Origin of the sequence: Streptomyces pyxinicus (genome assembly GCF_024753135.1) — a bacterium.
In the GTDB taxonomy this organism is placed as follows: domain Bacteria; phylum Actinomycetota; class Actinomycetes; order Streptomycetales; family Streptomycetaceae; genus Streptomyces; species Streptomyces pyxinicus.
This window is the reverse complement of the sequence record NZ_JANUGP010000014.1, coordinates 55048-67709: the sequence shown is the minus strand read 5'-3', so window position 1 is coordinate 67709 and position 12662 is coordinate 55048. Positions and strand designations below refer to the sequence as shown.

10 protein-coding genes and 1 riboswitch are annotated in these 12662 nt (G+C 75.3%); of the genes, 5 read left to right on the top strand and 5 right to left on the bottom strand.

Annotated elements, in window-relative coordinates:
- Positions 1-53 precede the first annotated feature (53 nt).
- The gene (cobN, locus tag NX794_RS19585; RefSeq protein WP_258779876.1) at positions 54-3680 is read right to left on the bottom strand and encodes a cobaltochelatase subunit CobN; all 3627 of its coding nucleotides are present in this window, start codon (positions 3678-3680) and stop codon (positions 54-56) included.
- Positions 3681-3765: 85 nt separating this feature from the next.
- Positions 3766-3841: riboswitch (cobalamin riboswitch) on the bottom strand.
- 106 nt (positions 3842-3947) lie between these two features.
- On the opposite strand from cobN, the gene NX794_RS19580 reads away from it, so the two are divergent.
- The 3 genes from NX794_RS19580 to NX794_RS19570 are packed head-to-tail and all read left to right on the top strand — an operon-like array spanning position 3948 to position 7374.
- Positions 3948-5219, top strand: coding sequence for a cobalamin biosynthesis protein CobG (locus NX794_RS19580; protein WP_428985932.1), 1272 nt, complete (start codon positions 3948-3950; stop codon positions 5217-5219).
- Complete coding sequence (locus NX794_RS19575) at positions 5216-5887, top strand: precorrin-8X methylmutase (RefSeq protein ID WP_258779874.1); 672 nt, start codon at positions 5216-5218, stop codon at positions 5885-5887. Before NX794_RS19580 ends, NX794_RS19575 begins: the two co-directional genes overlap by 4 nt.
- Entirely contained in the window at positions 5884-7374 is a 1491-nt protein-coding gene (locus tag NX794_RS19570) for a precorrin-2 C(20)-methyltransferase (protein WP_258779873.1), read from the top strand. The genes NX794_RS19575 and NX794_RS19570 overlap by 4 nt, the downstream gene beginning before the upstream one ends.
- Before the next feature lie 58 nt (positions 7375-7432).
- Here NX794_RS19570 and NX794_RS19565 read toward each other — a convergent pair whose 3' ends face one another.
- A complete protein-coding gene (locus NX794_RS19565; RefSeq protein ID WP_258779872.1) occupies positions 7433-8194 on the bottom strand; it encodes a cobalt-precorrin-6A reductase in 762 nt (253 codons plus the stop codon).
- A gap of 39 nt (positions 8195-8233) precedes the next feature.
- Here NX794_RS19565 and NX794_RS19560 point away from each other — a divergent pair, with 39 nt between their 5' ends.
- Positions 8234-9409 carry a cobalt-precorrin-5B (C(1))-methyltransferase gene (locus tag NX794_RS19560; protein WP_258779871.1) on the top strand — a complete coding sequence of 392 codons (1176 nt, stop codon included), beginning with the start codon at positions 8234-8236 and terminating at the stop codon, positions 9407-9409.
- A 52-nt stretch (positions 9410-9461) separates the two neighbouring features.
- Here NX794_RS19560 and cobM read toward each other — a convergent pair whose 3' ends face one another.
- Positions 9462-10211: a precorrin-4 C(11)-methyltransferase gene (gene cobM, locus NX794_RS19555; protein ID WP_258779870.1), complete on the bottom strand. Its 750-nt coding sequence runs from the start codon at positions 10209-10211 to the stop codon at positions 9462-9464.
- Complete coding sequence (gene cbiE, locus NX794_RS19550; protein WP_258779869.1) at positions 10208-11470, bottom strand: precorrin-6y C5,15-methyltransferase (decarboxylating) subunit CbiE; 1263 nt, start codon at positions 11468-11470, stop codon at positions 10208-10210. Before cbiE ends, cobM begins: the two co-directional genes overlap by 4 nt.
- A gap of 101 nt (positions 11471-11571) precedes the next feature.
- On the opposite strand from cbiE, the gene NX794_RS19545 reads away from it, so the two are divergent.
- Complete coding sequence (locus NX794_RS19545) at positions 11572-11703, top strand: hypothetical protein (RefSeq protein ID WP_258779868.1); 132 nt, start codon at positions 11572-11574, stop codon at positions 11701-11703.
- Positions 11704-11722: 19 nt separating this feature from the next.
- Here NX794_RS19545 and NX794_RS19540 read toward each other — a convergent pair whose 3' ends face one another.
- Entirely contained in the window at positions 11723-12463 is a 741-nt protein-coding gene (locus NX794_RS19540; protein ID WP_258779867.1) for an HAD family hydrolase, read from the bottom strand.
- Between the last annotated feature and the right edge of the window lie 199 nt (positions 12464-12662).

The following is a 12662-nucleotide window of genomic DNA, read 5'->3' as shown; positions in this document are numbered from 1 at the left end:
GGGGGGCGCCGGAACTCGGCGCCCCCCATGGCAGGGGAGGCAGGCCCCGCCGCTCAGTCCTCGCCTTCGAGGTCGCCCTCCGTCTCCAGGTACACGCGGCGCAGTTCCTCCAGCACCGCCGGGTCCGGCTTGGCCCACATGCCCCGGGACTCCGCCTCCAGCAGCCGCTCGGCGATGCCGTGCAGCGCCCAGGGGTTGGCCTGCTGGAGGAACTCGCGGTTGGCCGGGTCCAGGACGTAGGTCTCGGTGAGCTTGTCGTACATCCAGTCGGCGACCACGCCGGTCGTGGCGTCGTAGCCGAACAGGTAGTCCACCGTCGCGGCCAGTTCGAAGGCGCCCTTGTAGCCGTGGCGGCGCATCGCCTCGATCCACTTGGGGTTGACGACCCGGGCGCGGAAGACGCGGGAGGTCTCCTCGACCAGGGTGCGGGTGCGGACCGTCTCGGGGCGGGTCGAGTCGCCGATGTACGCCTCGGGAGCGGTGCCGCGCAGGGCGCGCACGGTGGCCACCATGCCGCCGTGGTACTGGAAGTAGTCGTCGGAGTCGGCGATGTCGTGTTCGCGGGTGTCGGTGTTCTTGGCCGCGACCGCGATCCGCTTGTACGCGGTCTCCATCTCCTCGCGGGCCGGGCGGCCGTCGAGTTCGCGGCCGTAGGCGTAGCCGCCCCAGACGGTGTAGACCTCGGCGAGGTCGGCGTCGGTGCGCCAGTCCCGGGAGTCGATGAGCTGGAGCAGGCCGGCGCCGTAGGTGCCGGGGCGGGAGCCGAAGATGCGGGTGGTGGCGCGGCGTTCGTCCCCGTGCGCCGCCAACTCCTCGCGCACATGGGCGCGGACGTGGTTGGCCTCGTCCGGTTCGTCCAGGGAGGCGGCGAGGCGTACGGCGTCGTCCAGCAGGCCGATGGTGTGCGGGAAGGCGTCGCGGAAGAAGCCGGAGATGCGCAGGGTGACGTCGATGCGCGGGCGGCCCAACTCCTCCTGGGGGATGGCTTCGAGGCCGGTGACGCGGCGGGAGGCGTCGTCCCAGACGGGGCGGATGCCGAGCAGGGCGAAGGCCTCGGCCACGTCGTCGCCGGCGGTGCGCATGGCGCTGGTGCCCCACAGCGAGAGGCCGACGGAGGTGGGCCACTCGCCGTTGTCGGTGCGGTAGCGCTCCAGCAGGGAGTCGGCGAGGGCCTGGCCGGTCTCCCAGGCGAGCCGGGAGGGGACGGCCTTGGGGTCGACGGAGTAGAAGTTGCGTCCGGTCGGCAGCACGTTGACCAGGCCCCGCAGCGGGGAGCCCGAGGGTCCGGCGGGGACGAAGCCGCCGGCCAGGGCGTGGACCGCGTGGTCGAGTTCGGCGGTGGTGCCGGCGAGCCGGGGGACGACCTCGCGGGCGGCGAACTCCAGGACGGCGGCGACCTGTTCGCCGTGCTCGGTGGGTACGGCGGCCGGGTCCCAGCCGGCGTCCTCCATCGCCTGGACCAGGGCGCGGGCCTGTTCCTCCGCCTGGTCGGCGGTGGTGCGGGTGGCGGCGGACTCGTCCAGGCCGAGGGCCTCGCGCAGCCCGGGCAGGGCCGTGGCGCCGCCCCAGATCTGGCGGGCGCGCAGGATGGCGAGGACGAGGTTGACGCGGTCCGCGCCGGTGGGCGGGTTGCCGAGGACGTGCAGGCCGTCGCGGATCTGGGCGTCCTTGACCTCGCACAGCCAGCCGTCGACGTGGAGGAGGAAGTCGTCGAAGCCGTCGTCGTCGGGCCGGTCCTCCAGGCCGAGGTCGTGGTCGAGGCGGGCGGCCTGGATGAGGGTCCAGATCTGGGCGCGGATGGCCGGGAGCTTGGCCGGGTCCATCGCGGAGATTTGGGCGTATTCGTCGAGGAGTTGCTCCAGGCGCGCGATGTCGCCGTAGGAGTCGGCGCGGGCCATGGGCGGCACGAGGTGGTCGACCAGGGTGGCGTGGACGCGGCGCTTGGCCTGGGTGCCCTCGCCGGGGTCGTTGACGAGGAAGGGGTAGACGAGCGGCAGGTCGCCGAGGGCGGCGTCGGGGCCGCAGGCGGCGGACAGGCCGGCGTTCTTGCCGGGCAGCCATTCGAGGTTGCCGTGCTTGCCCAGGTGGACCATGGCGTCCGCGCCGAAGCCGCCCTCGGAGCGGGGCGCGGCGATCCAGCGGTAGGCGGCCAGGTAGTGGTGGGACGGCGGCAGGTCGGGGTCGTGGTAGATGGCGATGGGGTTCTCGCCGAAACCGCGCGGGGGCTGGATCAGGACGAGCAGGTTGCCGAAGCGCAGGGCCGCGAGGACGATGTCGCCCTCGGGGTTGCGGCTGCGGTCGACGAACATCTCGCCGGGCGCCGGGCCCCAGTGCTCCTCCACCGCGCCGCGCAGCGTCTCGGGGAGGGTGGCGAACCAGCGGCGGTAGTCGGCGGCCGGGATGCGCACCGGGTTGCGGGCGAGCTGCTCCTCGGTGAGCCAGTTCTGGTCGTGCCCGCCGGCCTCGATGAGGGCGCGGATCAGTTCGTCGCCGTCGCCGGAGACCAGGCCCGGGATCTCGGTGTCGCCGAAGTCGTAGCCCTCGGCCGTCAGGCGCCGCAGCAGGGCGACGGCGCTGGCCGGGGTGTCCAGGCCGACGGCGTTGCCGATGCGGGAGTGCTTGGTCGGGTAGGCGGACAGCACGAGCGCGAGGCGCTTGTCGGCGGCCGGGATGTGGCGGAGCCGGGCGTGGCGTACGGCGATGCCGGCGACGCGGGCGGCGCGCTCGGGGTCGGCGACGTAGGCGGGCAGGCCGTCGGCGTCGATCTCCTTGAAGGAGAACGGCACGGTGATCAGGCGGCCGTCGAACTCGGGGACGGCGATCTGGGTGGCCGCGTCCAGCGGGGAGACGCCCTCGTCGTTCTCCTCCCAGGTGGTGCGGGACCCGGTCAGGCACAGGGCCTGGAGGATGGGCACGTCGAGGGCGGTCAGGGCGCCCGCGTCCCAGGACTCGTCGTCGCCGCCGGCGGAGGCCTCGGCGGGCTTGGTGCCGCCGGCGGCCAGCACCGTGGTGACGATCACGTCGGCGGCCCGCAGTTCCTCGACCAGTTCGGGTTCGGGGGTGCGCAGGGAGGCGACGTACAGGGGCAGCGGCCGGCTGCCCGCGTCCTCGACGGCGTCGCACAGGGCGTCCACGAAGCCCGTGTTGCCGCTCATGTGGTGGGCGCGGTAGTAGAGCACGGCGACGGTCGGGCCGTCGGTCCGCGGGGCGGGGCGGTCGAGCGGTCCCCAGGTGGGCGCGGGCGCGGGCGCGTCGAAGCCGTGCCCGGTGAGCAGGACGGTGTCGGAGAGGAACCGGGCGAGCTGGTCCAGGTTGGCGGGGCCGCCGTGGGCGAGGTAGGCGTGCGCCTCGGCGGCGATGCCGACGGGGACGGTGGAGGCGGCCATCAGCTGGGCGTCGGGGGCCTGTTCACCGGTGAGGACGATCACCGGGCGCCCGTCCGCGAGCAGCAGGTCGATGCCGTCCTGCCAGGCGCGCAGGCCGCCGAGGAGGCGTACGACGACCAGGCCGGCGCCGTCGAGCAGGGCCGGCAGCTCGTCCAGGGCGAGCCGGGCGGGGTTGGCGAAGCGCCAGGAGACCGGGCCGCCGGCCGCGCGTGCGCTGAGCAGGTCGGTGTCGGAGGTCGACAGGAGCAGGATCTCGCTGGTGTGCGGGGCTCGCTCCCCGGACGGAGTGGGCATGCGTCGCCTTGCCTTCCTCGGGGTCCGCGCCCCGGGCGGTGTGGGATGGGTCTCCCTCGCGGCCGAAGCCGGTCGCGGGGGAAGGGAGTTCCTGGCTCACCCGGTCCCTGGGGGCCGGGTTCACAGTGGCGGGACCGCGCCGGATTCCTACCGGCTTCCTCCCCTGTCGCCGTGGTGGCGGTTCGTGGACCGGATGATCCACTGGGCAAGCATAGTAAGGGCGGCCTGAGCACGAGCGTGCGGCATACGTCCGGTGTGATGGTAGGTATGCTCACCGCCATGTCCACGGCCGTTCCTCCGCCATCCTCCCAGGCCACGCCCGTCGCCCGGGATCGCGGTGACGCCTGCCCCGGGACGCTGCGCCTGCACGCGGCGGACGACGGGGCGCTGGCCCGCGTCCGGCTCCCCGGCGGGGTGCTGAGCGCCGCTCAGGCGCGGGCGCTCGGGGACGCGGCACGGCGGCTGGGCGACGGTGACGTGCATCTCACCTCGCGCGGCAACGTCCAGGTGCGCGGGCTGCGGGACGGGTGCGGCGCGGAGCTGGCCGAAGCGCTCGGCGCGGCCGGTCTGCTGCCCTCGCGCACCCACGAGCGGGTGCGCAACATCGCCGCGTCTCCGCTGTCCGGTCTGGACGGCGGCGGGGTGCGGGACGTCCGTCCCTGGGTGCCGGCCCTGGACGCGGCGCTGTGCGCGAGCGAGGCCGCCCGGGACCTGTCGGGGCGGTTCCTGTTCGCGCTGGACGACGGGCGCGGTGACATGGCCGGGCTCGGCGCGGACGTCACCGTGCGCGCGCTCGCGGGCGGGGGCGCCTGGCTCGGTCCGGGCTCGGTGCGGGTGGCCGCCGCGGACGCGCCGCGCGCGGCCGTGCTGGCCGCCGAGACGTTCCTCGCGGCGGCGCTGGCACGCGGGGCGAAGGTCTGGCGGGTCGCCGAACTCGGCCTGCCCGCCGAGGAGATGGCCCACCTGGTCCGGGACCGCCTGACGGCCGAGGGGATCGGCCACCAGGAGCGCCCGGAGCCGCCGGTCCGGGCGGCCGGACCGGCGCCCGGGATCGTGGGCGAGGCCCTGTCCGTGCACGTGCCGCTGGGCCGGATCTCCGCCGGTCAGTGGGCGGAGCTGACCGCCACCGTCGTGACCGAGCTGCGGCTGACCCCCTGGCGGGGCGTCGTCGTTCCCCTGCCGGGCGGGGCGGCGGCGGGCGCGGCCGAGGCGCTCGCCCGGCTCGGCGCCGCCGGCCTGGTCACCGACCCCGCCTCGCCCTGGCTCCGGGTCGGCGCCTGCATCGGCCGGCCCGGGTGCGCGCGGGCGCACACCGACGTGCGCGCGGACGCGGCCCGGGCGCTCGTCGCGATCGGCAGTGCCGGACCGCCCCTCTACTGGTCCGGATGCGACCGGCGTTGCGGACACCCCCGGGGCAGCCACCTCGACGTGGTCGCGGAACCGGCGGGTGGGTACCGTCTGTCGGACCCCGCGTCCGGCCGGGAGACGCACACCGACCCGACCCGGATACCCGCCGCGCTGGCGGCGATCACCTCATGAGCCGTACGACGACCGGAAGCAGCGAGAAGACCACCGTGACCAGCCATGTCTACGAGAAGGACGGCGCGGCGATCTATCGCCAGTCCTTCGCCACCATCCGCGCCGAGGCGGACCTCGCGGGCCTGCCCGCCGACGTCAGCCAGGTCGCCGTGCGCATGATCCACGCCTGCGGGATGGTCGACCTCGTGCGGGACCTCGCGTACACGCCCGCGGTGGTGGCCCGGGCCCGCGAAGCGCTGCGGGCCGGCGCCCCGATCCTCTGCGACGTGCAGATGGTGGCCAGCGGTGTCACCCGCAAGCGGCTGCCCGCCGGCAACGACGTGCTGTGCACCCTCTCCGACCCGGCCGTCGCCGGACTCGCCGCGCGGCTGGGCACCACGCGCAGCGCCGCCGCGCTGGAGCTGTGGCGCGACCGGCTGGACGGCGCGGTCGTGGCCGTCGGCAACGCGCCCACCGCGCTGTTCCGGCTGCTGGAGATGATCGAGGAGGGCGCGCCCCGGCCCGCCGCCGTCATCGGTGTCCCGGTGGGCTTCATCGGCGCCGCCGAGTCCAAGGACGCGCTGGCCGCCCATCCGTCCGGCCTGGAGCACCTGGTCGTGCGCGGCCGTCGCGGTGGCAGCGCCATCGCCGCCGCCGCGCTCAACGCCATCGCGAGCGAGGAAGAGTGAGCGGCAAGCTGTACGGGGTGGGCCTCGGCCCCGGAGACCCGTCCCTGATGACCGTACGCGCCGTCGAGGCCATCGCCGAGGCGGACGTGATCGCGTACCACAGCGCCCGGCACGGGCGGTCCATCGCCCGCTCGATCGCGGCCCGGCACCTGCGCGCCGACCATGTCGAGGAACCGCTGGTCTACCCGGTGACGACCGAGACCACCGACCATCCCGGCGGCTACCGGGGCGCCATGGAGGAGTTCTACACCGAGGCGGCGGCCCGGCTGGCGGCGCATCTCGACGCCGGCCGGACGGTGGCGGTGCTCGCCGAGGGCGATCCGCTCTTCTACGGCTCCTACATGCACATGCACAAGCGGCTCGCCGACCGCTACGACACCGAGGTGATCCCCGGTGTCACCTCCGTGTCGGCCGCTGCGGCCCGGCTGGGGGCGCCGCTCGTCGAGGGCGAGGAGGTGCTGACCGTCCTGCCGGGCACCCTGCCCGAGGACGAGCTGACCGCACGGCTCGCCGCGACGGACTCCGCGGTCGTGATGAAGCTCGGCCGCACCTTCCCCAGCGTCCGCCGGGCGCTGGCGCGTGCCGGCCGGCTTGAGGAGGCGCGGTACGTGGAGCGCGCCACGATGGACAAGGAGCGGGTCGCCGACCTCGCGGACGTGGACCCGGAGTCGGTGCCGTACTTCTCGGTGGCCGTGCTGCCGAGCCGGGTGGACGCCGAACGGCCCGCCGTGCCGGGCCGGGGCGAGGTGGTCGTGGTCGGCACGGGTCCCGCCGGTGCGCTGTGGCTGACGCCCGAGACCCGGGGCGTGCTGGCCGCCGCCGACGACCTGGTCGGCTACACGACCTACCTGGACCGGGTGCCCGAGCGGCCGGGCCAGGTCCGGCACGGCTCGGACAACCGGGTGGAGGCGGAGCGCGCCGAGTTCGCGCTCGAACTGGCCCGGCGGGGGCGGCGGGTGGCCGTCGTCTCGGGTGGTGATCCGGGCGTGTTCGCGATGGCCACGGCGGTGCTGGAGGCGGCTTCCCAGCCGGAGTACCTGGACGTGCCGGTGCGGGTGCTGCCGGGGGTGACCGCGGCCAACGCCGCCGCGGCCCGGGCCGGCGCCCCGCTCGGTCACGACTACGCCACCGTGTCCCTCTCCGACCGGCTCAAGCCGTGGGAGGTCATCGCCGGGCGGCTGCGCGCGGCGGCCTCGGCGGACCTGGTGCTGGCGCTGTACAACCCCGGTTCGCGCAGCCGTGGCTGGCAGGTGGGCAAGGCCCGGGAGCTGCTGCTGGAGTTCCGGTCGCCGCAGACGCCGGTGGTGGTCGCGCGGGACGTGGGCGGTGCCGGGGAGAGCGTCCGGATCGTCCGGCTGGGCGAGCTGGAGCCGGCCGAGGTCGACATGCGCACCATCCTGCTGGTCGGCTCCTCGCAGACCCGGGTGGTACGGCGTGGCGACGGCGAGGAGATCGTCTGGACCCCGCGCCGCTATCCGGAGGCGTGAGGGTTCGCGCCGCTGCTTCTCCGGCTCTGGTCAGTGCCCCGTTTCTCTCCGGTCCCGGTCAGTGGCCCGCGAGAGGCGGCCGTCCCAGGTGCTCGCGCACCCACCCGGCCGCGCTGTCGGGGTCGGGGACGACGGGCACGCCCTCGGGAGCCGGTGGCCGGCGAACCACGACCACGGGAAGGCCGGCCTCCCGGGCGGCCGTCAGCTTCGGCGCGGTCGCCGCTCCCCCGCTGTCCTTCGTGACGACGACGTCGACGCGGTGGCGGCGCAGCAGTTCGCGCTCCCCGTCGAGGGTGAAGGGGCCGCGGTCCAGCAGCACCTCCATACGGGCGGGGTGCGGGGGCTCGGGGGCGTCCACGGAACGGACCAGGAACCACAGGTCGTCCAGGTCCGCGAACGCGGCCAGGCCCATACGGCCGGTGGTGAGGAAGACCCGCCGGCCCAGCGCGGGCAGGGCGCGCGCCGCGTCCGCCAGCGAGCGTGCCTCGTGCCAGCGGTCGCCCGGGACGGGGACCCAGCCGGGGCGGCGCAGGGCGAGCAGGGGAACATGGGCGAGGGCAGCGGCCCGCGCCGCGTTGAAGCTGATCGTCCCGGCGAAGGGGTGGGTGGCGTCGACGAGCGCGCCGACCGCGTGCTCCCGCAGCCACGCGGCCAGCCCCTCCGGTCCGCCGAAGCCGCCGACGCGGGTGCGGCCCGGAGGCAGCCGGGGGCTGGCGACGCGTCCGGCGAGGGAGCTGGTCAGGGTCAGCCCGGGGATGCCGTCGAGGAGTTCGGCGAGGCGGCGGGCCTCCGTGGTACCGCCGAGGATCAGCACGTGCATGGGAGTCGGGGGTCTCCGTTCATTCGGGGGCTTCCGCTGATGAGGAACAGGGAGGACCGGGACGTGGGTGGGGCGAGCGATGCCGGCGGGACGCGGGATTCCGGCCAGGCGAAGGGCGGTCGCCGGGCGCAGCTCGAACACACCGGGCTGCGGCACGGCTGGACCACCGGCGCCTGTGCGACGGCGGCCACGACGGCCGCGTACACCGCGCTGCTCACCGGCGAGTTCCCCGACCCGGTGACGATCACGCTGCCCCGGGGGCAGACACCGTCCTTCGCGCTGGCCGCCGAGGAGCTGACCGGCGAGTGCGCCATGGCCGGTGTCGTCAAGGACGCGGGCGACGACCCGGACGTCACGCACGGCGCGCTGATCCGGGCCACGGTACGACGGCTGCCGGCGGGCAGCGGTGTGGTGTTCGCGGCCGGGCCGGGAGTCGGGACGGTCACCCGGCCGGGGCTGCCGCTGCCGGTCGGTGAGGCGGCCGTGAACCCGGTCCCCCGCCGGATGATGCGCGAGCACGTCGCCGAGGTCGCCGCGCGGCACGGCGGCGCCGGTGACGTGGAGATCACCCTCTCCGTCGACCACGGCGCGGAGATCGCCCGCTCCACCTGGAACCCGCGGCTCGGCATCCTCGGCGGGCTGTCCATCCTCGGCACCACGGGCATCGTCGTGCCGTACTCCTGCTCGGCCTGGATCGACTCCATCCGGCGCGGTGTGGACGTGGCCCGCGCGGCCGGGCGGACGCATGTCGCCGGGTGCACCGGTTCGACGTCCGAGAAGACGGTCGTCACCGAGTACGGCCTGCCCGAGGACGCGCTGCTCGACATGGGCGACTTCGCGGGCGCGGTGCTGAAGTACCTCCGCCGGCACCCGGTGGACCGCCTCACGATCTGCGGGGGCTTCGCCAAGCTCTCCAAGCTCGCGGCCGGCCACCTCGACCTGCACTCCGGACGCTCGCAGGTCGACAAGGGCTTCCTCGCGGAGCTGGCCCGCCTCGGCGGTGCGGACGAGGCACTGGCCGCTGCGGTCGCCGACGCCAACACGGGCCTGGCCGCGCTCCAGCTCTGCCAGGCCGCCGGGACACCGCTCGGCGACCTGGTGGCGGCGCGGGCCCGGGACGAGGCGCTGGCCGTGCTGCGGGGTGCGCCGGTGGCCGTCGACGTCATCTGCGTCGACCGGGCCGGCACGGTCGTCGGACGCAGCTCCACGCGGTAGGCGTGTCTGCCGGTGTCCGTGGCGCCGGCTCCGGGCGGCGGTCCGCTCGCCGTCAGCAGACGTGCCGCTCGCGCTCGGGCGAGTACAGGTGGCTGTCGCGGAACTGCTCCGCGCCCAGCGTCCGTCCCACCATGATCACGGCGGTGCGTAGCACACCGGCCTCCCGCACCTTCGGGGCGATCTCGTCCAGGGTGCCCCGGATGACCAGCTCGTCCGGGCGGGAGGCGTAGGCGACGACGGCGGCGGGACAGTCGGCGCCGTAGTGCGGCAGGAGTTCCGCCACCACCCGGTCCACGTAGCCGGCGGCCAGGTGCAGCACGAGCAGGGCGCCGCTGCGGCCGAGGGTGGCCAGGTCCTCGCCCTCGGGCATGGCGGTGGCGCGCTGGGCGACGCGGGTGAGGATGACGGTCTGGCCGACGGTCGGCACGGTCAGCTCCCGCTTGAGGGCGGCGGCCGCGGCGGCGAACGCCGGTACGCCGGGCACCACTTCGTAGGGGATCCCGGCCGCGTCGAGGCGCCGCATCTGCTCGGCGACCGCGCTGAACACGGACGGGTCCCCGGAGTGCAGCCGGGCCACGTCGTGACCCTCCTGGTGGGCGCGGACCAACTCGGCGGTGATCTGGTCCAGATCGAGCTGGGCGGTGTCCACCAGGCGTGCGTCCGGCGGGCATTCGGCGAGCAGGTCGCGCGGGACCAGGCTGCCCGCGTACAGGCAGACCCGGCACGCGGCGAGGGTCCGGGCGCCGCGCACCGTGATCAGGTCGGCGGCGCCGGGGCCGGCACCGATGAAGTACACGGTCATCTGTCTGCTCCTGCGAGGGGGATGTCGGTCTTCTGTACGGCCCACTGGGTGACCGGCATGGCCTGGCGCCAGCCGGTGAAGCCGCCCACGGGTACGGCGTGCGCCACCGCGAGCCGCACCAGCTCGCCGCCGTACCGGCGGTGGGCGGTGGCGAGCACCGCCTCGGATTCCAGCGTGACGGTGTTCGCGACCAGCCGGCCGCCGATGCCGAGCGCCGCCCAGCAGGCGTCGAGGAGGCCCGGCGCGGTGAGCCCGCCGCCGACGAACACGGCGTCGGGGGTGGGGAGTTCGGTGAGAGCGGCGGGTGCGGCACCGGTGACGACGCGGAGGGCGGGCACGCCGAGCCGGTCGGCGTTGCGGGTGATGCGTTCGGCGCGCACCGGGTCGCGTTCGACGGTGATCGCCCGGCAGGAGGGGTGGGTGCGCATCCACTCGACGGCGATCGAGCCGGAGCCGCCGCCGATGTCCCACAGCAGTTCGCCGGGGGCCGGGGCGAGGGCGCCGAGCGTGGCGGCCCGGACGTGCCTCTTGGTGAGCTGTCCGTCGTGCTCGTAGGCCTCGTCGGGCAGTCCGGGCACCGCGCCGAGGCGCAGGGCGCTCGGTGCCCGGCGGCACTCGACGGCGACGATGTTGAGCGGATCGCCGGACGGGCCGGCCTCCGCCCAGTCGTCGGCGGTGGCCTCGGCGCTCACGCGTTCCCGGTGCCCGCCGAGCTGCTCCAGCACGCGCATCCGGCTCGGTCCGAAGCCGCGGTCCCGCAGGAGGGCGGCGACCTCGGCGGGGGTGCCGGCGCCGGCACTGAGGACGAGGAGACGCCGGCCGTCGTGCAGGGCGGCGGCGAGCCGGGCGGCGGGGCGGCCGACGAGCGTGACGACCTCGGTGTCCTCCCGCGGCCAGCCCAGGCGGGCGGTGGCGTGGGAGACCGACGACGGGTGGGGCAGCACCCGCAGCGCGCCCGCCTCCTCGGCGAGGGCGCGTCCGATGCCGTAGAACATCGGGTCGCCGCTGGCCAGGACGACCAGCCGGCGCCCCGCGTGGGCGGCGAGCAGCCCGGCGACGGCGGGGCGCAGCGGGCTGGGCCAGCCGACGCGCTCCCCACCGCACTCGGGCGGCAGCAGGTCCAGCTGGCGCGGACCCCCGAGGAGGACCTCGGCCGCGCGCAGTTCCGCTCGGGAGCCCTCGGGCAGTCCCTGCCAGCCGTCGGCACCGATCCCGACGACGGTGACGGCGGGGGGCGGTGCGGGTCGAGCGGGGGCCACGGTTCGATACCTCAAGGTCAGGGGACGACAGAGGCGCACTCTACTGGGCGATCGTCCGCGCGCCGGAGTCCGGGTTGCTCTCCGGGCCGGCCTTGTCGCGCATGACGATGCGGTGGGCGGAGCACGCGGGCCTCCCTCTGGCCCCGTCCGTCTTCTCGGCTTCCACGGACCGTCCCGGCAGCGGGAAGAAGCACACCCCGCTGCCCCAGGCCGAGTACGAGCGCGCCCGCTGAACCGAGGGACCGCTCCCGCTCAGTGGGCCCCGGACCGCAGCCGGTCCTCGGACGGTGCCCGGGTCGCCTGCGGGGGCGTGCGCACCGAGGACCGCTGGGCGGCCCAGCCGCTGATCTGCGGGTCCGCGAGGGTCTCCACCCACAGGTCGACCAGGGACGCCGTCTCCTCGCCGGGCCAGGGGCCCGCGCCCACCACCCGGAGGCCGGCCCGGACGGCGGCGACGATCCCGCACCGGGTGTCCTCGACGGCCATGGTCTCGCCCGGGTAGGCCCCGCAGGCCTGGGTGGCGGCCAGATAGACGTCCGGGTACGGCTTGGGCCGGACCGCGTCGTCCGGGACCACCACCGTCTGGAAGCGGTGCAGGAGGCCGGCGCTGTCCAGGCTGGACTCCACGACCTCGCGGGGGCAGTTGCTGGCGACGGCGAGGGGCGCGAAGGCGGCCGCGGCCTCGACCAGTTCCGGCGCGCCGGGCATCGTCAGGGGCTTGCTGCGCACCAGGACCCGGAAGCGCCGCAGCAGTTCGCCGGCGAGTTCGGGGCCCAGTTCGGGGCGGCCCGTCTCGTCGGCCATGAGTTGTCCGCACTCGGTGTAGTGCAGGCCCTTGGCCCGCTCGGCGAAGTCGGTCGGGGGTGTGAGTCCGGCCGCGTCGAAGGTCTGCCGACGGGCCTCCACCCAGTGTCGTTCGGTGTCCATCAGGGTGCCGTCGCAGTCGAAGACGACGGCCGCGGGTGTCCAGGACAGGATGCGATGGAGCGTCATGGGCGTGCTTTCGGTTGGAGTGTGCCCGTGAGTACCTGGGTCCGCCGGGTGACGGGCACTGCCGTCCAGAGGCACCGGGCCGTCCGGCCGACGGTGCGCGGTGTCGGGCAGGCGGAATCGGCTGTGCACATGCTCAGGGGACAGCACACGGACCGCGTCCGACCACGGGACATAACGATCGTTACGCTAGGCCCCGTCA